The sequence below is a fragment of the Delftia acidovorans SPH-1 genome, from assembly GCF_000018665.1.
Lineage (GTDB): Bacteria > Pseudomonadota > Gammaproteobacteria > Burkholderiales > Burkholderiaceae_C > Comamonas > Comamonas acidovorans.
The window spans coordinates 2,550,620-2,569,554 of record NC_010002.1 but is presented as its reverse complement, the minus strand read 5'-3'; the positions used below and the strand labels follow the sequence as shown (position 1 = coordinate 2,569,554).

At 66.2% G+C, this 18,935-nt stretch carries 14 protein-coding genes; 7 read left to right on the top strand and 7 right to left on the bottom strand.

The features are described 5' to 3' along the window. Positions 1 to 56 precede the first annotated feature (56 nt). On the top strand, positions 57 to 365 hold the full coding sequence (locus DACI_RS11645; protein WP_012204250.1) for a hypothetical protein: 309 nt from the start codon (positions 57 to 59) through the stop codon (positions 363 to 365). Between the two features lie 12 nt (positions 366 to 377). On the opposite strand, the gene DACI_RS11640 is transcribed toward DACI_RS11645, so the two are convergent. The 3 genes from DACI_RS11640 to DACI_RS11630 are packed head-to-tail and all read right to left on the bottom strand — an operon-like array spanning position 378 to position 5,240. After that, the gene (locus tag DACI_RS11640) at positions 378 to 2,006 is read right to left on the bottom strand and encodes a SpoVR family protein (RefSeq protein ID WP_012204249.1); all 1,629 of its coding nucleotides are present in this window, start codon (positions 2,004 to 2,006) and stop codon (positions 378 to 380) included. Next, complete coding sequence (locus tag DACI_RS11635) at positions 2,003 to 3,271, bottom strand: YeaH/YhbH family protein (protein WP_012204248.1); 1,269 nt, start codon at positions 3,269 to 3,271, stop codon at positions 2,003 to 2,005. The genes DACI_RS11640 and DACI_RS11635 overlap by 4 nt, the downstream gene beginning before the upstream one ends. Positions 3,272 to 3,317: 46 nt before the next feature. After that, positions 3,318 to 5,240, bottom strand: coding sequence for a PrkA family serine protein kinase (locus DACI_RS11630; protein WP_012204247.1), 1,923 nt, complete (start codon positions 5,238 to 5,240; stop codon positions 3,318 to 3,320). A gap of 372 nt (positions 5,241 to 5,612) precedes the next feature. On the opposite strand from DACI_RS11630, the gene DACI_RS11625 reads away from it, so the two are divergent. Then, positions 5,613 to 8,996 carry a mechanosensitive ion channel domain-containing protein gene (locus DACI_RS11625; protein WP_012204246.1) on the top strand — a complete coding sequence of 1,128 codons (3,384 nt, stop codon included), beginning with the start codon at positions 5,613 to 5,615 and terminating at the stop codon, positions 8,994 to 8,996. 54 nt (positions 8,997 to 9,050) lie between these two features. On the opposite strand, the gene DACI_RS11620 is transcribed toward DACI_RS11625, so the two are convergent. After that, a complete protein-coding gene (locus DACI_RS11620) occupies positions 9,051 to 10,778 on the bottom strand; it encodes a methyl-accepting chemotaxis protein (RefSeq protein ID WP_012204245.1) in 1,728 nt (575 codons plus the stop codon). A gap of 358 nt (positions 10,779 to 11,136) precedes the next feature. Here DACI_RS11620 and DACI_RS11615 point away from each other — a divergent pair, with 358 nt between their 5' ends. Continuing rightward, entirely contained in the window at positions 11,137 to 11,976 is an 840-nt protein-coding gene (locus tag DACI_RS11615) for a fumarylacetoacetate hydrolase family protein (protein WP_012204244.1), read from the top strand. A 54-nt stretch (positions 11,977 to 12,030) separates the two neighbouring features. On the opposite strand, the gene pmbA is transcribed toward DACI_RS11615, so the two are convergent. Next, positions 12,031 to 13,440, bottom strand: coding sequence for a metalloprotease PmbA (gene pmbA, locus DACI_RS11610; RefSeq protein WP_012204243.1), 1,410 nt, complete (start codon positions 13,438 to 13,440; stop codon positions 12,031 to 12,033). Between the two features lie 66 nt (positions 13,441 to 13,506). On the opposite strand from pmbA, the gene yjgA reads away from it, so the two are divergent. Both yjgA and mog read left to right on the top strand, forming a co-directional pair. Continuing rightward, the gene (gene yjgA / locus DACI_RS11605; RefSeq protein WP_012204242.1) at positions 13,507 to 14,184 is read left to right on the top strand and encodes a ribosome biogenesis factor YjgA; all 678 of its coding nucleotides are present in this window, start codon (positions 13,507 to 13,509) and stop codon (positions 14,182 to 14,184) included. After that, positions 14,177 to 14,782 carry a molybdopterin adenylyltransferase gene (mog, locus tag DACI_RS11600; RefSeq protein WP_012204241.1) on the top strand — a complete coding sequence of 202 codons (606 nt, stop codon included), beginning with the start codon at positions 14,177 to 14,179 and terminating at the stop codon, positions 14,780 to 14,782. The genes yjgA and mog overlap by 8 nt, the downstream gene beginning before the upstream one ends. A gap of 43 nt (positions 14,783 to 14,825) precedes the next feature. Here the strand turns inward: mog and DACI_RS11595 are convergent, their stop codons facing one another. Then, complete coding sequence (locus DACI_RS11595) at positions 14,826 to 15,362, bottom strand: DUF6036 family nucleotidyltransferase (protein ID WP_012204240.1); 537 nt, start codon at positions 15,360 to 15,362, stop codon at positions 14,826 to 14,828. Further along, a complete protein-coding gene (locus DACI_RS11590; RefSeq protein WP_012204239.1) occupies positions 15,343 to 16,029 on the bottom strand; it encodes a helix-turn-helix transcriptional regulator in 687 nt (228 codons plus the stop codon). Before DACI_RS11590 ends, DACI_RS11595 begins: the two co-directional genes overlap by 20 nt. Positions 16,030 to 16,351: 322 nt before the next feature. Between DACI_RS11590 and DACI_RS11585 the strand changes: the two genes are divergently transcribed. Continuing rightward, the gene (locus DACI_RS11585) at positions 16,352 to 17,563 is read left to right on the top strand and encodes an ABC transporter substrate-binding protein (protein ID WP_012204238.1); all 1,212 of its coding nucleotides are present in this window, start codon (positions 16,352 to 16,354) and stop codon (positions 17,561 to 17,563) included. Between the two features lie 189 nt (positions 17,564 to 17,752). Further along, the gene (locus DACI_RS11580; protein ID WP_012204237.1) at positions 17,753 to 18,934 is read left to right on the top strand and encodes an efflux RND transporter periplasmic adaptor subunit; all 1,182 of its coding nucleotides are present in this window, start codon (positions 17,753 to 17,755) and stop codon (positions 18,932 to 18,934) included. Position 18,935 lies beyond the last annotated feature (1 nt).

The window sequence follows — 18,935 nt, the reverse complement described above, 5'->3', positions numbered from 1 at the left end:
GGGCCGCAAAGCGGCCCGGCGCCCGATGATCGTCAAACCGAAGGAGTGCCCACTACATGCCCGAAAGCGAACTCCTGGCCATCGCCGCGCACCTGCATGTGCTGCTGCGCAGAAGCTGCGGCCGCGTGACCGATACCGAATGGCTGGCGGCCAATGCCGAATACGCCGCCGAAATCATCCGCTTCGCCCGTGAGCAGGAAGGGACGCGCAGCACGCCCGAACTGGTGGACTGGACCCACCGCTTCGAAGCGGCCTGGAACGCCGCGCTGGCCGGGCCCGCCGAGCGCTCGCCGCTCATGCAGCGCGCCGGCGAGCTGATGCGCCAGCGCGCGGAAAACCGCAAGTACGTGGGCACGCTGCGCTAGCGTCTTGCCTGATCAGGCCGGTGGAGCGGGCACGGAGTGCAGCAGCACGGGCGCGTCGCCATCGCCGTTGACGCTTTCCAGCTGCACGCCAAAGCCCCACAGGCGCGCTGCGTGCTTGAGCACTTCCAGCGCATCGTCGGACAGGGGGCGGCCCTGGTAGCGCGTGTGGCGCAGGGTCAGGCAGCGGTCGCCGCGCAGGTTCACGTTCCAGACCTGGATATTGGGCTCGCGCGCGCCCAGGTCGTACTGCTGCGACAGGGTCTGGCGCAGGGTGCGGTAGCCGTCGTCGTCGTGGATGGCGCTGACCAGCAGCTCGCGTTCGCTGGCATCGTCATGGATGGAGAACAGGCGCATGTCGCGCATCAGCTGCGGGCTCAGGTACTGGCCGACAAAGCTCTCGTCCTTGAAGTTCTGCATGGCATGGTGCAGCGCCGGCAGCCAGGGCGTGCCGGCCAGGTCGGGGAACCAGCGGCGGTCTTCCTCGGTGGGGTCCTGGCAGATGCGGCGGATGTCGCGGTACATGGCAAAGCCCAGCGCATAGGGATTGATGCCGCTGTAGGCGCGGTGTCCGGCGGGCGGCTGGTAGATCACGTTGGTGTGGGAGGACAGCCATTCGATCATCACGCCGTCGGTCAGCCAGCCTTCGTCGTACAGGGTGTTGAGCAGGGTGTAGTGCCAGAACGTGGCCCAGCCCTCGTTCATCACCTGGGTCTGGCGCTGCGGGTAGAAGTACTGGGCGATCTTGCGCACGATGCGCACGATCTCGCGCTGCCAGGGCTCCAGCAGCGGGGCGTTCTTCTCGATGAAGTACAGCAGGTTTTCCTCGGGCTCCTTGGGAAAGCGCTCGCTGTGCTGCGCCGCGCTGTCCTTGCCCGGGCGGGCCGGCAGGGTGCGCCACAGCTCGTTGACCTGCTGCTGGGCATAGGCCTCGCGCTGCTCGCGCTCGGCCCGCTCGCGCGCCAGGCTTTTCTTGGAGGGGCGGCGGTAACGGTCCACGCCCAGGTTGGACAGCGCGTGGCAGGAGTCCAGCCATTGCTCCACCGTCGTCAGGCCATGGCGCTCCTCGCACTGGGAGATGAAGTCGCGCGCATAGACCAGGTAGTCGATGATGCTGCCCGCATCCGTCCACATGCCGAACAGGTAGTTGTTCTTGAAGAAGCTGTTGTGGCCGTATGCCGCATGGGCGATCACCAGGGCCTGCATGGCGGTGGTGTTCTCCTCCATCAGATAGCTGATGCAGGGATTGGAGTTGATGACGATCTCGTAGGCCAGGCCCATGTGGCCGCGCCGGTAGCGCCGCTCCGTCGCCATGTATTCCTTGCCATAGCTCCAGTGGCGGTAGCCCACGGGCATGCCCACGCTGGCGTAGGCGTCCATCATCTGCTCGGCCGAGATCACTTCCAGCTGGTTGGGATAGGTGTCCAGGCCGTAGCGCTCTGCCGTGGCCGCAATCGCTGCGTGATAGCGTTCGATGAGCTCGAAGGTCCAGTCGCTGGGATCGGGCAGAGGCTCTGCCGGCCGCGCCCCTGCCGGCAGCGGAGCGGAGGGCACGATGCGCTGGGCCCGGTCGCTGGCCAGATGGGATTTCCACTGCGGCGTGGCATGGCGGGGCGCTAGCACGGGATAGTGAGAGAGGTTCATACCGATACCCCCTCTTTCTTGAACAGGTCGCGGAACACGGGATAGATCTCGCTGGCGTCCGACACCTTGCGCATGGCGAAATGCGAGAACAGCGGCAGCACCTGGCTGTACTCCTGCCACAGGCTCTGCTCTTCCTGCACCACCTGCACATAGGCGAAGTAGCGCACCAGCGGCAGGATTTTCTCGACCAGCAGGTTGCGGCAGTTGGAGCCGTCGTCGCCGAAGTTGTCGCCATCGCTGGCCTGGGCCACGTAGATGTTCCAGTCCCCGGACGGATAGCGCGCGCGGATGATCTGGTCCAGCAGCACCAGCGCACTGCTGACCACCGTGCCGCCGCTTTCCTGGGAGTGGAAGAACTCGTCCTCGCTGACCTCGGCCGCCTGCGTGTGGTGGCGGATGAAGACGATGTCGATCTTCTCGTAGTGCCGCGTCAGGAACAGGTACAGCAGGATGAAGAAGCGCTTGGCCAGGTCCTTGCGGTCCTGGTCCATGGAGCCGGACACATCCATCACGCAGAACATCACGGCCTGGCTGATGGGCGCAGGCACGCGCGTGCGGTTGCGAAACCGCAGGTCGATGGGGTCGAGAAAGGCCACCGTGCCCATGCGCAGCTTCAGCGCATCGATGCGCTGCTGCAGCTCGGCCGCCGCCTCGCTGGTGCCATCGTCCTGCGCCAGCAGCGCTTGCAGCTGCTCCTCCAGTGCCTTGAGTTCGCGGTGCGGCGCCTTGGTCAGCGCAATGCGACGGCCCAGGGCGCCGCGCATGGTGCGCAGCAGCGCCAGGTTGTGCGGCGTGCCGTCGTGGCTGTAGCCGGCGCGGCGCGTCTTGTACTGCATGGTGTTGCCGATGTGGGTGCGCAGCAGCCGCGGCAGGGCCAGGTCTTCAAAGAACAGTTCCATGAACTCTTCCTTGGTCAGGGTGAAGGTGAAGTCGTCCTCGCCCTCGCCGCTGTCGCTGGCCTGGGAGCCGCCGCCGCCTGCGCCGCCCTGCGGCCGGGCAATGCGGTCGCCGCGCACATGCTCGGTGTTGCCCGGGTGCACCGTGTCATGGACGCCGCCCTGCCCGTGGTGGAACACGGGCTCGCGGATGTCCTTGCGCGGGATGGAGACGCTCTCGGACTCCTCCATGTGGCGGATGCCGCGCTTGTCCACCGCGCGGCGCACCGCCTCGGCGATCTGCGCCTTGTAGCGGCGCACGAAGCGCTCGCGGTTGCCCACCGACTTGTTCTTGCCGGCCAGCCTGCGATCGATGATTTGCAATGCCATCTGTTCCCCCCAGCCCGGGCGCGCCGAAGGGCGGCGCAACCACCCGTCAGTTGCTCTTGCGAACGCGCAGGTACCACTCGCACAGCAGGCGCACCTGCTTGGACGTATAGCCCTTGGCCTCCATCCGGGTGACGAAGTCCTCGTGCTTGCGCGCGTCCTCGGCACTGGCCTTGGCATTGAAGCTGATCACGGGCAGCAGCTCCTCGGTATTGGAGAACATCTTCTTCTCGATCACCACGCGCAGCTTCTCGTAGCTGGTCCAGCTGGGGTTCTTGCCCTGGTTGTTGGCCCGCGCGCGCAGCACGAAGTTGACGATCTCGTTGCGGAAATCCTTGGCATTGGCAATGCCCGCGGGCTTCTCGACCTTCTCCATCTCGGCGTTGAGCGCGTTGCGGTCGAAGGCCTCGCCGGTATCGTTGTCGCGGTACTCGCTGTCCTGTATCCAGTAGTCGGCGTAGGTGACGTAGCGGTCGAAGATGTTCTGGCCGTACTCGCTGTAGCTTTCCAGATAGGCGGTCTGGATTTCCTTGCCGATGAACTCGGCATAGTGCGGCGACAGGTACTCCTTGATGTAGCTGGTGTACTTGGTCTCCAGCTCGGCAGGGAACTGCTCGCGCTCGATCTGCTGCTCCAGCACATACATCAGGTGCACCGGGTTGGCCGCCACCTCGGTGCTGTCGTAGTTGAAGACCTTGGACAGGATCTTGAACGCGAAGCGCGTGGAGATGCCTGACATGCCCTCGTCCACGCCCGCATAGTCGCGGTACTCCTGGAAGCTCTTGGCGCGCGGGTCCGTGTCCTTGAGGCTTTCGCCGTCATACACCTGCATCTTGCTGAAGATGCTGGAGTTCTCGGGCTCCTTCAGCCGCGTGAGCACGGCGAACTGGGCCATCATCTTGAGGGTGCCGGGCGCGCACACGGCGCTGGCCAGGGACGACTCGCGGATCAGCTTCTCGTAGATGCGCACCTCCTCCGACACGCGCAGGCAGTACGGCACCTTGACGATGTAGACGCGGTCCAGGAAGGCCTCGTTGTTGCGGTTGTTGCGGAAGGCCTTCCACTCGCTCTCGTTGCTGTGGGCCAGCACCATGCCGTCGAAGGGAATGGCGCCAAAGCCTTCCGTTCCCTTGTAGTTGCTCTCTTGCGTGGCCGTCAGCAGCGGGTGCAGCACCTTGATGGGCGCCTTGAACATTTCCACGAACTCCAGCAGGCCCTGGTTGGCCAGGCACAGGCCGCCCGAGTAGCTGTAGGCGTCGGTGTCGTCCTGGGCAAAGTTCTCCAGCTTGCGGATGTCCACCTTGCCCACCAGGCTGGAGATGTCCTGGTTGTTCTCGTCGCCGGGCTCGGTCTTGGCAATGCCCACCTGCCTGGAGATGCTGGGATAGCGCTTGACCACGCGGAACTGGCGGATATCGCCGCCCAGCTCCTCCAGGCGCTTGACGGCCCAGGGCGACAGCACATGGTTGAGGCAGCGCCGGGGAATGCCGAACTGCTCCTCCAGCAGCGGCCCGTCCTCCACGGGGTCGAACAGGCCCAGTGGCGACTCGTTCACGGGCGAGCCCTTGAGGGCGTAGAACGGCACCTTCTGCATCAGGTATTTGAGGCGCTCGGCGATGGAGCTCTTGCCACCGCCCACGGGGCCCAGCAGATAGAGGATCTGCTTGCGCTCTTCCAGGCCCTGGGCCGCATGGCGGAAGAAGCTCACCACCTGCTCGATGGAGTCTTCCATGCCGTAGAACTCGGCGAAGGCCGGATAGCGCCGGATGACCTTGTTGGCAAACAGCCGCGACTGGCGTGGATCATTGCGCGTGTCCACCATTTCAGGTTCGCCGATGGCTGCCAGCATGCGCTGGGCAGCACCTTCGTAAGCCATGGGATCGCGCTGGCACAGGGCGAGAAATTCGTCCAGCGACATCTCTTCTTCGCGAAGGCGAACGTAACGTGCAGCCGAGTTGCTGATGACATCCATACGACCTCTCCCGGCGGCACCCGAGGGCGAACAGTGCCGCGAAGTTGCAAGGCATTCGCTACCGTGTGGAACTGTTGTAGCACCTTGCATCGGCTTTGAATAGCTCATACGTCCCACATGTCTGCATTGCGCGCGAGGTCACAATGTCAGGTTCCTGGACTACCCCGCTTTTTGCGGCGCCGGGACAGGGGCTTGAGCCAGCCGGGCCTGCAGCAAGGCCCGTGAATACAGCGCCTGACGCTCCCACTTTTGACAAATGATAGTCCGCACTCACACAGCGGCACAGGCCCGAATTCAGAACCGATGTCTCCTGCCGACAACCCCCTACTTGCCGCCGGTCGCCCATCGCGCAAACTGGCTGCCGTGACGCCGATGCACCTGCTGCGGGCCATGTGCCTGGTGCTCGGCCTGCTGCTCGCCCTGCTGGCACCGGGCCTGGCCAAGGCCGCACCGGCAGCAGGCCCTTTGGGTGCCTTGCAGGGCACATTGGGGGGCGGATCGGCCTCCGACAAGGAACGAAGCAACGCCATTCAGGCCCAACTGGATGCCGCCGCATCGGCGACAAAGGAAGCCGATGCGCTGGCGCAGGAACTGGACCGCCTGCGCGCCAGGGCACGCACGCCCGTGCCGGCCCTGCCCGCGCCGCTGAGCGACGAGCAGCTGGGCAGCCTGTTCGATCGCTGGAAGGAACGCGTTCCCGCCAACGCCAGCCAGGAAGTGCTGGAGCGGCTGCTGGCCGATGAGCGCGATGCCATCGCCGCACTCAAGGTGGGCATCGAAAAATCCGCGGCCGACCAGGCCAATCTGGTGTCCCAGCCCGGCCCGGGGCGGATCGATCTGTCCATCCTCCAGCAACGCGCGCAGGAAAACGCCGAGCCCGTGACCGCCGAGCCCGGCGAAGCCCCCGACCTCACCCAGGCCCGCCAGGCAAGGCGCAGCGCAGAGCACCGCCGCGCCCTGCTGGAGCTGGCGCTGCGACAGGAAGAGCAGTCCACCATCGAAGCCCGCCAGCGCCTGCTGGCCGCCCAGCTGCAGGCCCAGCGCCGCGAGCTGCTGGAGCGCATGCCGCGCGCCGCTTGGCTGACCCAGCGCATTGCCGAGCGCAGCCGCCAGCAACTGGAGCAGCAGGTGCAGGAGATGGAGCTGGCCGCCCAGCACGCTTCCGCCGCCGATCCCGCCATACGCGACCTGGCCCAGCGCAATGCCGCGCTGGCCGCGCAGATCCTCAAGAACTCCAATGAACTGGCGCAGGAGCGCAAGACCCTGGCCAATGACGAATATGTCCGCGACCAATTGAGCGCCACGCTGCGCGACACCCAGGCACGCCTGCGGCTGGGCGGTGGCAGCGCGGCCGTGGGCCAGTGGCTGTGGCAGCAGCGCGTGGAGCTGTCCTCCGGCAACACCTTGCAGTCCAGGCACCGCGCCGTGCAGCGCCAGCTGGCCGAGCTGCGGCTGATGTTGTTCAACTCCAGCAAATGGCGCCAGAACCCGGGCGCGGACACGGCGGCACAGGCCCCGGCCGACACTGCGGATGCAGGCGGCGTGGCGGCACCTGAACCTGCCGCCAGCGTCACCACGGCCATCAATGCCTCCACCTCGGCACAGCAGACCGCCCTGCTGGCCCGGCAGGTGGCGCTCACCGATCAATTGCAGCCCGTTTTGCTGCGCCGCATTGCCGTGCTGGAGCAGACCGATGAAGCCCTGCGCGCCGCCCTGCGCAGCGGCAACGAACTGCGCCAGGTGCTGGACAAGGAACTGCTGTGGTTCCCCAGCCACCGCCCCATGGACCGCACCTGGCTCAGCGAGTGGCAGGCGCTGGAGCAGGACATCGAAGGCAGCAGCTCCCCCTGGAAAACCGCGCGCGCCCTGGCCGCCAGCATCTGGAACGATCCCTGGGCGTTTGGCGCCGTCGGCCTGATCGTGGCCCTGCTGCTGGGCCTGCGCCGCTATGCGCTGCGCCAGCTGCAGTCCATCGCCGTGCGCGTGGGCGACTTCATGCGCGACAACTTCGGGCTGAGCCTGCTCGCGCTGGGCTGGAGCCTGCTCTACACCCTGCCCTGGAGCTTTGCGGCCGCGGCGCTGGGCAGCCTGCTGCAAGGCCCCGAAACCGTGGGCACGGCGCTGGAGCCGCTGGGCGCCACCCTGGTCCAGCTCAGCGATTTCATCTTCGTGGCCACTTTGCTCAACGCCCTGTTCTGCCCGGGCGGGCTGGCACTGGCCCACTTCGGCTGGCCGGCCGCCCGCGTGCAGATGCTGCGCCAGATGGTGCGCCGCGCCGCCTGGCTCATCGTGCCTGCCGAACTGCTGGGCGGCCTGGCCTTCTACAGCCATGACAACCACGCCATCAGCACCTGGGGACGCATCTCCATCCTCATGCTGTCGCTGGGCCTGGCCTGGATGGCCTGGCTGTACTTTCGCCGTGTCATGCAGCAAAAGCGGCCCGGCATCCACTGGGGCCAGATCGTCAGCGTGGTGCTGATGCTCATGCTCAGCGCGCTGGCCGTGGGCATCGTGCTCGGCTATGTCTACACGGCCACCGAATTCATCCAGGCCCTGATGGCCAGCTTCGTGTTCCTGGGCGCGGTCGAGGTCGTGGTCAACCTGCTGCGGCGCTGGCTGCTGCTGGGCGAACGACGCCTGGCGCTGAACCGGCTGCGCGAAGCCGCCAGGCTGGCGCAGAGCGGCTCGGGCGTGGACACCGGCAAGGCACCCACCGACGAAGCCACCCAGATGGCCCTGGTCACCGTGGGCGCCCAGGCGCACCGGCTGCTGGGCCTGCTGCAGCAGGTGCTGGTCGTGCTGACCCTGGTCTACGCCTGGCTGCCCGTGCTGCCTGCGCTGCTGCGCTCCGAAGGCGTGGTGCTCTGGTACACCACCAACACCGGCGCCGACGGCATCGCGCATGCCGCCCCCGTGAGCCTGATGGACGCGCTGCTGGGCGTGATGATCCTGCTGCTCACCTTCAGCTTTGCACGCAACCTGCCGGGCCTGCTGGAAGTGACGCTGTCGGCCTCCAACCGCATCAGCAGCTCCGCGCGCTACACCCTGGCCACGCTGGCGCGCTACGCCATCACCATCGCGGGCACGGTCAGCGCCTTCACGCTGCTGGGCCTGCGCTGGGGACAGCTGCAGTGGATGGTGGCGGCGCTCACCGTGGGCCTGGGCTTTGGCCTGCAGGAGATCTTCGCCAACTTCGTCTCGGGCCTGATCCTGCTGGTGGAGCGGCCCTTCCGCGTGGGCGATGTCATCACCATCGACACCCTCACCGGCACCGTCACGCGCATCCGCACGCGGGCCACCACGGTGCTGGACTTCGACAACAAGGAAATCGTCATCCCCAACAAGACCTTCATCACCGGCCAGGTGACGAACTGGACCTTGAGCGACGACGTGACCCGCCTGGTGATCGACGTGCCCGTGGCCCACGGCAATGACCCCGAGCGAGTGCGCGACATGCTGCTGGGCATTGCCAGGGAACACCCCCAGGTGCTGCGCGAACCCGAGCCCAACTGCTGGTTCATGGCGCTGGAAGGCAACGGCCAGCGCTTCGAGCTGCGCGCCTACGTGGGCAAGGTCGAAGACCGCCTGCCCGTGCGCCACGACCTCAACCGCCGCGTCAATGACCGGCTCAAGGACGCTGGCATTGCCGTGGCCTTCCCGCAGCTGGACCTGCATGTGCGCAACATGCCGGCCCATGCACCGGGGCAGGCACCGGGGCAGGCATCTGTGCAGACCCCACCCCATCCGACGGCATGAGGCCGGCAAGTCCCCCGGTTCCGCGCGCACAGCGCGGCATTGCCCCGCTCGCGGTCAGAACACTTCCCAGTTCTCGTCCACACGCTCGCCCGCCTTGCGCAGCGGGGTGACCTTGGCAGGCGCTGCAGCAACCCTGGGTGCGGCTGCGGACGCCATCGTCCGCTGGACGCCCTTGCTGCCTGCGGCGGCCGGCGCTGGCGCCTGGGCCGGTGAGGACGCGGGCAGGGACACGGACGAGGACACCCCGTCCAGCTTGAACAGGCTGACCAGATCGACCAGCCTGGCAGCCTGCGCATTCAGGCTCGCGGCAGCCGCCGCCGATTCCTCGACCAGGGCCGCATTCTGCTGCGTGACCTGGTCAAGCTGTACGACGGCATCGCCCACCTGCGCCACACCGTCGGCCTGCTCGGCCGTGGCCGCGCCTATTTCGCCGATCAGGTCGGCAACGCGCTGCGCCTGCTGGACGATGTCCTTCATCGCGGAACCCGTCTCGCTCACCAGGCCCGAGCCCTCGTCCACCTTGGACACGCTCTCGCCTATCAGAGCCTTGATCTCCTTGGCTGCACCCGCGCTGCGCTGGGCCAGGCTGCGCACCTCGGATGCCACCACGGCAAAGCCGCGCCCCTGCTCGCCGGCCCGCGCCGCCTCCACGGCGGCATTGAGCGCCAGGATGTTGGTCTGGAAGGCAATGGAGTCGATCACGCCGATGATGTCCTCGATCTTCCGGGAACTCGCGGTGATCTGCTCCATGGTGGCTACAACGCGGTCCACGATCTTGCCGCCGCCGGTGGCGGCCTGGCTCGACGAAGCGGCCAGCTGGGTGGCGGTACGCACCGTATCGGCATTGAGCTTGACGGTGGCGTTCATCTCCTCCATGGAGGCGGCGGTCTGCTCCAGATTGCTGGCCTGCTCTTCCGTGCGCTGGCTCAGGTCCGCATTGCCCGAGGCAATCTGGCTGGCGCCGGTCGCAATCGATTCACTGCTTTGCCGCACATCGGCGACCACGCGCGCCAGGCCGGCCCGCATGTCCTCCATGGCGCGCAGCAGGCTGGAGGTGTCTCCGGGCGCCAGTTGCACCCGCACGGACAAATCGCCCTGCGCGATCTGGCGCGCCACCCCGGCGGCATAGGAGGGCTCTCCGCCCAACTGCTGCTTGACCGTCCTGGTGATCATCCAGGCCACCAGTCCGCCCAGCGCGGCGGCCAGCAGCGTCAGCACCAGCATGGCCACGCCGTCTTCGGCCACGCGGCGCAGGGAGCCGTCCACCGTAGCCTGCGTCTGTGCCTTCTGGTAGTCGACCAGCGCCTCGACCGCATCGAAATAGGTGGTCTGCAAGGAGCGCAGGCGCCCCATGATCAGATCCCTGGCGGCATCGCCCTGGTTGGCCAGGCCCAGGTCACCGGCCTGGCGCATGGTCTCCACGAAAGGCTGGCGCGCCTGCCGTATGTCGGCAAAGAGCCGGCGCGCCTGCTCGGTCTGCAGGCGCTGGTCCAACTCCTTCATGACCAGGCCGTTCCTGGCAACCACCTCATCCAGCCGGCGGCTCTCCTCGGCCATCTGCGCCGGATCGGTGATCAGCGCCAGATTGCGCACCACCCGTGCCGACGCATTGGCGTTGTCCTTGAGCGATTGCAGCCGGGCCAGATTGCCCATGCGGTCCTCGGCCAGCACACGCAGCTGCTCGCCCTGGTCACGCAACTTCATCCAGCCGAAGGCCGCCACGCATACGCAAACCACGATCACCGCGAAAAAACCCATGCCCAGCATGGTTCCCAACTTCATACGCCTCAGAAAACCCACGTCGCTCTCCCTCGAACCACCCACGCAAACCGGCCAGACTGCTGGCGCGGAAGAAACACATCCAGGAACAAATTTGACAATTTGAATCAGTCGCGTCGCCTTCCCAAACCCTGCATATCCAGTAGGACAGCGCCTTGCCGACATGCAGGGATCGGGCTGCCAGCCGCCGTGATCGGAGGCAGTGGGCGCATGGATATCCCGCGCACCGACAAGGCACTGTCATTCCCAGACTGTGCGAGACATTCCTCACAATGGGCGCCGGCATCTGCGCACCTGCAGCTGCTCAACAGCACCTGCAGCCGGCAGAGCGCCCCACTCCAGGAACTCAAGAGGAAACTTCATGAAACTGCTGAGATTTGGCCCCGAGGGCCAGGAAAAGCCCGGCCTGCTGGATGCCGAAGGCCAGATCCGCGATCTGTCCGCCCTGTTGGACGACTACACGCCCCGCCTGCTGGGCCGCAAGGCGCTGCGGGCCCTGGCCGCCATCGACCCCGCCAGGCTGCCCCTGGTGCAAGGCCCGGTGCGCATCGGCATGCCCTGGAGCGGTATGTCCAAGTTCGTTGCCATCGGCCTGAACTACCGCGACCATGCCGAGGAGGCCGGCATGCCCATTCCCAAGGAGCCCATCCTCTTCGCCAAATGGCCCAGCTGCGCCTGCGGCCCCGACGACGACATCCCCCTGCCCGAGGGCAGCACGCGCATGGACTGGGAGGTGGAACTGGGCATCGTCATCGGCGAGCGCGCGCGCAATGTGTCCGTGGCCGATGCGCTGGAGCATGTGGCCGGCTACTGCCTTGCCAACGATGTGTCCGAGCGCGAATACCAGATCGACCGCAGCGGTGGCCAATGGAGCAAGGGCAAGGGCTTCGACCGCTTCGGCCCCATCGGCCCCTGGCTGGTCACGCGCGACGAAGTGCCCGATCCGCAGGCCCTGCAGCTATGGCTGGATGTGAACGGGGAGCGCCGCCAGAGCGGCAGCACGCGCACCATGATCTTTGGCTGCGCCGAACTCATCAGCCACTGCAGCCGCGTGATGACGCTGGAGCCGGGCGACCTCATCATCACCGGCACGCCCCCGGGAGTCGGGATGGGCATGAAGCCGCCGCGCTATCTGAAGGCTGGCGATGTGATGGAGCTGGGGATCGAGGGGCTGGGCGTGCAGAGGCAGCGAGTGGTGTAGATCCACAAAAAAGCGGCTTCAAGAAGCCGCTTTATTCTTGAGCTGAACCAGCGCTCAGCTGCCCGCCACCTTCATCCGGTTGATCAGGATCGAGCCCACGGTCTTGGCGCCGTAGTTGTAGGCATCTGCGCCCACGGCCTCGATGCCCTTGAGCATGTCCTTGAGATTGCCGGCGATGGTGATCTCATGCACGGGGAAGGCGATTTCGCCGTTTTCCACCCAGAAGCCGCTGACACCGCGCGAGTAGTCGCCGGTCACGTAGTTCACGCCCTGGCCCATGAGTTCGATCACGAACAGGCCCGTGCCCAGTTTCTTGAGCATGGCGGGCAGGTCGTCGCCGGCCTTGGTGCGGCGCGAGGTCATGACCAGGTTGTGCGATCCGCCGGCATTGCCGGTGGTCTTCATGCCCAGCTTGCGGGCCGAGTAGCTGGACAGGAAGTAGCCCTCGACGCGGCCGGCATCCACCACCTTGCGGGCCTGCACGCGCACGCCTTCCTCGTCGAAGGGCGAGCTGCCCTTGCCGCCGAGGATGAAGGGGTCTTCCGTGATGTCGATGTGCTTGGGGAAGACGGGCTTGCCCAGCGAGTCGAGCAGGAAGGTGCTGCGGCGGTACAGCGCGCCGCCGCTGACGGCCTGCACGAAGCTGCCCAGCAGGCCTGCGGCCAGCGTGGACTCGAACAGCACCGGGCATTCGGTGGTCGGGATCTTGCGGCTGCCCAGGCGGCTCAGCGCGCGCTGGGCGGCGTAGCGGCCCACGGCCTCGGGCGAGGCCAGGTCGGCCGCGTTGCGCATGGAGCTGTACCAGGCGTCGCGCTGCATCTCGCCATTGCGCCCGGGCAGCGAGGCGATGGGCGCCACCGACAGGCTGTGGCGCGAGCTGGCGTAGCCGCCACGGAAACCATTGGTGTGGGCGCTGAAGAAATGGCTTTGCTGGGCCGAAACGCCCGCGCCTTCGCTGTTGGTGATGCGCTTGTGCGTGCGCAGCGCGGCTTCCTCGCATTGCAGCGCCAGTTCGGCCGCAGCCTCGCTGGTGAGGTCCCAGGGGTGGAACAGCTGCAGGTCGCGGTGGGTGCCGGGCTGGGCGATGTCGGCTGCATCGGGCAGGCCGGCCATGGGATCTTCGGCCGTGAAGCGTGCGATGTCGTAGGCGGCCTGCACGGTCTGCTGGATGGCGGCATCCGAGAAGTCGGAGGTGCTGGCGTTGCCACGGCGGTTGCCCAGGTAGACGGTCACGCCCAGCGACTTGTCGCGGTTGCGCTCCACGGTCTCCAAAGCCCCCTTGCGCACACTCACGCTCAGGCCGCAGCCCTCGGAAGCCTCGGCCCCGGCGTTGGTGGCGCCGAGCTTCTTGGCGTGGACCAGGGCACGGTCCACCAAGTCTTCAAAAAACGGTTGGCTGTAGCTGAAGCCGGAATCAGCCTGCGGTTTGGCGGTGCTTGCCGAGCGGGGACGGGGTTTTTTCATAGCGGCGGCTATGATAGCCGCCACTGCAGCGCTCTCCGCGCCGCCACTGCATTTGTCCCCTACCCCATGTCACGCAAACCCAAAAAAGGCTACTACGTCAAAGGTCACTTCGTTGCCGAAGGCAGCGAACTCGACCTGCAGCTCAAGGCCGAACTCAAAGGCACCCCCGACTCCAGCAAGACGGATCTCAAGCGCGAGTCCGACGCCTTGCAGGACCTCGGCAAGGATTTGCTGACGCTGCGCTCCGACCTGTTCAAGCGCCTGCAATTGCCCGACCAGCTGGCCGATGCCCTGGCCGAGGCCAAGCGCATCACCAATTTCGAAGGCAAGCGCCGCCAGATGCAATTCGTCGGCAAGCTCATGCGCAAGCTGGACGAGGCCGAAATCGCCGCCGTGCGCGCCGCACTGGACGAGCAGCACAACGGCTCGGCCGCCGAGAAGATGGTCCTGCATGCGGCCGAGCAATGGCGCGACCGCCTGATTGCCGAGGAATCGGCCCTGTCCATCTGGCTGGACCATTTCCCCGACACCGACACCCAGCAGCTGCGCGCCCTGATCCGCCAGGCCCGCAAGGACATGCCGGGCGCCCATGAGGCCAATGTGCAGGAATCCACCGGCCTGGCCCAGCGCAAGGGCCGCGCCTACCGCGACCTGTTCCAGCTGGTTCGCCAGCAGTTGGGCGGCACGGGCCGCGAGGCTGCCGAGGACGGTGACGGCGCTGGCGAGGAAGCTGACGATGAGTGAACCCGTCCATGACGCTGTGCGCATCGGCATCGTCTCGATCAGCGACCGTGCCAGCAGCGGCGTCTATGAGGACAAGGGCCTGCCGGCCCTGCAGGACTGGCTCACCCGCGCGCTCAGGAACCCCATCACGTTCGAGCCGCGCCTGATCCCCGACGAGCAGGCCGGCATCAGCGCCACGCTGATCGAACTGGTCGATGCAGGCTGCTCCCTGGTGCTGACCACGGGCGGCACCGGCCCCGCGCCGCGCGATGTCACACCCGAAGCCACGCTGGCCGTGGCCGACAAGGAAATGCCGGGCTTTGGCGAGCAGATGCGCCAGATCAGCCTGGCCTTTGTGCCCACGGCGATTCTGTCGCGCCAGGTGGCGGTGATCCGTGGCAAGAGCCTGATCATCAACCTGCCGGGCCAGCCCAAGGCGATTGCCGAAACCCTGGAAGGCCTGAAGAACCCCGATGGCAAGCAAAAGGTCAACGGCATCTTCGCGGCCGTGCCCTATTGCGTGGACCTGATCGGCGGGCCCTATCTGGAAACGGATGACAGCGTGTGCAAGGCGTTCCGCCCCAAGAGCGCAGTGCGCACCGCGCGACCTGCGGCCTGAGCGCGCGGACACGGCAACCGACAAGCAGCCTGCGGGCTGCTTTTTATTTTTTCAGCCCCTTGAACCAGCGCTGAATCCGGGCCCGCAATTGCCGTTTGCCGTCATCACCCAACGGCATGCTGCTTGCCAGTTTCAGTGCCGCATCGACCTGTACATGGCCATGCTCCATCAGTGCCATGCAAAACACCCGGTCCTTGTCTCGCCCCGCCTGGGCCTTGGAGAGGAAGAGATCCAGCACATCAAGGCAATAGCCGACGCGATCGTTGGTATTGCCGTTCTGGATACGGTGCAGCCGGTTTTGCCAGCCTGAGGCAAGCACTGCCGTGTCCGGGCCCACGCCCTGCGCGTAGTAGCCATTGGACTCGTGGAAGCGAGAGCCTTCGCCAATGGATCCATCGATCCGGTCCGCCAGATCCGGAGCGTTGAGCGGATAGATGTCCGCCTCTGCGGACATCTTGAAAACCGGCTCGGGATACGGGATGGAGCCCAGGATTGCCTGGCTTCCCACGATGACGAATTCATACTCATTCGTCACATCCCCGCTCGCACGAATGATGTGCTCAAGATCCTCTCGGTTCATAGGCCCGCCCTGTATCTCCCAATGCAACGCCCCGCTTGAGATCCCCCACCTGCGCCAGTATCTGCTGGCGCACCTGTTCGGGCAGCACCGATGTCAGGGGCGAGGCCTGGCGCAGTTCCTGGGCCCTTCGCGTGCGGGCCAGGATGGTGCGCCAGCGGCCATTTTGCAAGACATCCTGCCACTGCCTCCACAGGCTGGCGGAATGCGAATCCCCCTGGCTCAGCCACCTCTCCAACGTGTCCTGTGCCTGCTGCAGCAATGCCGGGTCAGATCGCACAAGGCGCACGGCTTCTTCATGCAATGCCAAGCTTTGCAGATCCTGCACTTCATGGCGCGCATCCTGCGCACGCACCAGAACCTGTACGACGGGCCTGGCATGGCGCGAACGGGCTGCGGCAGTTCCTGCGGGCGAGGGCTGCAGGGCGTCGCCCGCCAGCAATACCAATTCTCCCCCTATGCCCAGTTCCGACATGACTCGCAGGTACGTGCCCATGGATGGCCCGGGATCGCCGGACTCGACTGCAGCGAGCGTGCTGCGGGATATGCCTACGCGCGAGGCCATCTCGACCGTGCCCAGCCCCTGCTCCTTGCGCAGACGCTTGAGCCGGTCACCGAACTGCAAAAGCAGTTGGCGCTGAAGAAGGGTGGATTTTTCTGGCGTTTTCATTTGCCTATTATCTTAAGCAAAACCTGAATTTTTGATTGTTTTTCTAGACAAATCAATTCAAGACCAGTGCTTTCGCATCCCCAGGTCAAGGAACGGAAAAGCAGGTCCTGACGCGCCCACAAGCCACGGCCGGGATGCGCAGCGCATGGCAATCAATCAACGGGCCGGCCACGTTGCAAGGATGAGCGGCTGTACTGTCGCACCGGGGCCACCAAGCCCGTGCTTGCCCCAATGCGGCAGGCCCCTGTCCCTGCCAGCATGGAATCACCCCGGCCCCTGCGCAACAGCAGCGGGCTTTTTCCATCCAAAGCAAGGAGACTTCATGCAGCAACGCCCCAAGACATCGCTGATGACACCGCTGGCCCTGGCACTGTGCGCCGCCGCACTGGCAACGCCGGCCCTGGCGCAGCAGGACAAGGTTCGGATCGGCTTCATCACCGACATGTCCAGTCTCTATGCCGATGTCGAGGGCAAGAACGGCGCCGTGGCGATACAGATGGCCATCGACGACTACGGCGGCAAGCTGCTGGGCAAGCCCATCGAGCTGCTGACGGCCGACCACCAGAACAAGGCCGACATTGCCGCCAGCAAGGCGCGCGAGTGGATAGACACGCAGGGCATCAGCCTGGTGTTTGGCGGCACGAACTCGGCCACGGCCCTGTCCATGGCCAAGGTGGCGCAGGAGAAAAAGCGGGTCTTCATCGACAACGGCGCAGGCAGCTCGGCGCTGACCAACGAGCAGTGCAGCCCCTACACCGTGCACTACGCCTTCGACACCGTGGCCCTGGCCAAGGGTACGGGCGCGGCCGTGGTGGAGGCCGGCGGCAAGAGCTGGTACTTCGTGACGGCCGACTATGCCTTCGGCCATGCGCTGGAGGCGGACACCACCAAGATCATCGAGGCGCGCGGCGGCAAGGTGCTGGGCTCGGTCAAGACGCCGCTGAACGCCAGCGACTTCTCCAGCTTCATGCTGCAGGCGCAGAACTCCAAGGCCCAGATCCTGGGCCTGGCCAACGCAGGTGGCGACACCATCAACTCCATCAAGGCCGCGCGCGAGTTCGGCGTGACCAAGGACATGAAGCTGGCCGGCCTGCTGGTGTTCTTCACCGATGTGCACAGCCTGGGCCTGAAAAACACCCAGGGCATGCAGTTCACCACCAGCTGGTACTGGGACATGAACGATGCCTCGCGCAAGTTCGCCGATGCCTTCATGGCCAAGACCCAGCGCCGCCCCAGCGAGATCCAGGCGGCCGACTACTCGGCCACCATGAACTGGCTCAAGGCCGTGGAGAAGGCCGGTACGCTGGATGCCGACAAGGTCATGGCCACCTGGCGCGGCATGAAGATGGATGACTTCTTCGGCAGCGGCTACCTGCGCGAGGACGGCCGCTACGTGCACGACATGTACCTGATGGAAGTGAAATCCCCCGCCGAATCCAAGGGCACCTGGGACTACTACAAGCTGGTCAAGAAGCTGCCCGCCGAGCAAGTCTGGACCACCAAGGCCGAGAGCAAGTGCCAATATTGGCGCTGAACTGGCGCTGAACTGGTGGTGAGCCGGGGGAGCAGCCCGGCCGCTCCCGCCCCTCGCTTTCTCCACTGAATCTCCATGCCTTGGTCAATGCCGGGACATCGAACCGCGCCAGACTGGTAAGTTCGAGCATTGGGCGCGGCGCCGGGCAGGAACTTCTTCCCCTGCGGCCGACCGCGCGGCAGGGGAAGAATGAAGTTCAATCGCAAGTGGACCATTGGCGCCGTGGTGGGCGCCTGCATCATCGCCGGGGGCGCACTGTGGAAGGCCAGCGCCAAGCCCGCCACCCGGTACGCGACGGCCGCCGTCACCGTGGGCAACCTGGAGCAGACCGTGCTGGCCGTGGGCCGGCTGCATGCCAAGGAGCTGGTTGCCGTGGGCGCCCAGGTCTCCGGACAGGTCAAGCGCCTGCATGTGGAACTGGGCCAGCAGGTCAAGGCCGGCGACCTGATCGCCGAAGTCGATGCCCAGCCGCAGCGCATCAAGCTGCGCAATGCCGAGGCCTCGGTCACCGCGCTGCAGGCCCAGCTGGCCGCGCGGCGCGCGGCCCTCGTCCAGGCCCGGCTCACCTTCCAGCGCCAGCAGGAACTGCTGCTGGCCGACGCCACCTCGCGCGCCGACCATGAGGCCGCCAAGGCGGCGCTGGACACGGCCCAGGCCGAGGTCGGTGCCCTGCAGGCCCAGATCGAGCAGGCACGCACCCAGGTGGAGACCGAGCGCATCAACCTGGGCTACACCCGCATCGTCGCGCCCATGGACGGCGTGATCGTGGCCGTGGTCACCAAGCAGGGCCAGACACTGAACTCCTTCCAGACCACGCCCACCATCGTCATGCTGGCCAAGCTCGACGTGATGACCGTGCGTGCCGAGATTGCCGAGGCCGACGTGGACAAGATCCAGCTCGGCCAGACAGCATGGTTCACCACGCTGGGCAGCAACCGCCAAAAACACATGGCGAAGATAGAGCGCATCGAGCCCGCCCCCACCTCCATCGTCAATGACGCGGGCGGCGGCGCCTCGCCCGCTGCGGCCACGCCCGCCGCCAAGGCCATCTACTACAACGCCCAGTTCGACGTACCCAACCCGGATGGCAAGCTGCGCCCTTCCATGACCGCCCAGGTCACCGTGCGCGTGGCCCAGGCCGACAAGGCCGTGCTGGTGCCGACCGCCGCACTGGGCAGCCGGGCAGAGGACGACAGCTACACCGTGCGCGTGCGCGACGGCGAAGGCAAGGTCGCCGAGCGCAAGGTGCGCATCGGCCTGCGCACCAATGCCCAGGCCCAGGTGCTGTCGGGCCTGGAGGCGGGCGAGCAGGTGGTGATAGGCGAGGCGGGCCCGAACAACGCCCCCGCCGCCGACCCCATGGGAATATGAG

What these genes read in the sequence shown, in the direction of transcription:
- DACI_RS11590 (WP_012204239.1), bottom strand. Translation starts at nt 16,029, where the DNA reads ATGAAAACGCCAGAAAAATCCACCCTTCTTCAGCGCCAACTGCTTTTG.
- DACI_RS11580 (WP_012204237.1), top strand. Translation starts at nt 17,753, where the DNA reads ATGAAGTTCAATCGCAAGTGGACCATTGGCGCCGTGGTGGGCGCCTGC.
- mog (WP_012204241.1), top strand. Translation starts at nt 14,177, where the DNA reads ATGAGTGAACCCGTCCATGACGCTGTGCGCATCGGCATCGTCTCGATC.
- pmbA (WP_012204243.1), bottom strand. Translation starts at nt 13,440, where the DNA reads ATGAAAAAACCCCGTCCCCGCTCGGCAAGCACCGCCAAACCGCAGGCT.
- DACI_RS11635 (WP_012204248.1), bottom strand. Translation starts at nt 3,271, where the DNA reads ATGGCATTGCAAATCATCGATCGCAGGCTGGCCGGCAAGAACAAGTCG.
- DACI_RS11620 (WP_012204245.1), bottom strand. Translation starts at nt 10,778, where the DNA reads ATGAAGTTGGGAACCATGCTGGGCATGGGTTTTTTCGCGGTGATCGTG.
- DACI_RS11640 (WP_012204249.1), bottom strand. Translation starts at nt 2,006, where the DNA reads ATGAACCTCTCTCACTATCCCGTGCTAGCGCCCCGCCATGCCACGCCG.
- DACI_RS11645 (WP_012204250.1), top strand. Translation starts at nt 57, where the DNA reads ATGCCCGAAAGCGAACTCCTGGCCATCGCCGCGCACCTGCATGTGCTG.
- DACI_RS11625 (WP_012204246.1), top strand. Translation starts at nt 5,613, where the DNA reads ATGCACCTGCTGCGGGCCATGTGCCTGGTGCTCGGCCTGCTGCTCGCC.
- DACI_RS11615 (WP_012204244.1), top strand. Translation starts at nt 11,137, where the DNA reads ATGAAACTGCTGAGATTTGGCCCCGAGGGCCAGGAAAAGCCCGGCCTG.
- DACI_RS11630 (WP_012204247.1), bottom strand. Translation starts at nt 5,240, where the DNA reads ATGGATGTCATCAGCAACTCGGCTGCACGTTACGTTCGCCTTCGCGAA.
- DACI_RS11595 (WP_012204240.1), bottom strand. Translation starts at nt 15,362, where the DNA reads ATGAACCGAGAGGATCTTGAGCACATCATTCGTGCGAGCGGGGATGTG.
- yjgA (WP_012204242.1), top strand. Translation starts at nt 13,507, where the DNA reads ATGTCACGCAAACCCAAAAAAGGCTACTACGTCAAAGGTCACTTCGTT.
- DACI_RS11585 (WP_012204238.1), top strand. Translation starts at nt 16,352, where the DNA reads ATGCAGCAACGCCCCAAGACATCGCTGATGACACCGCTGGCCCTGGCA.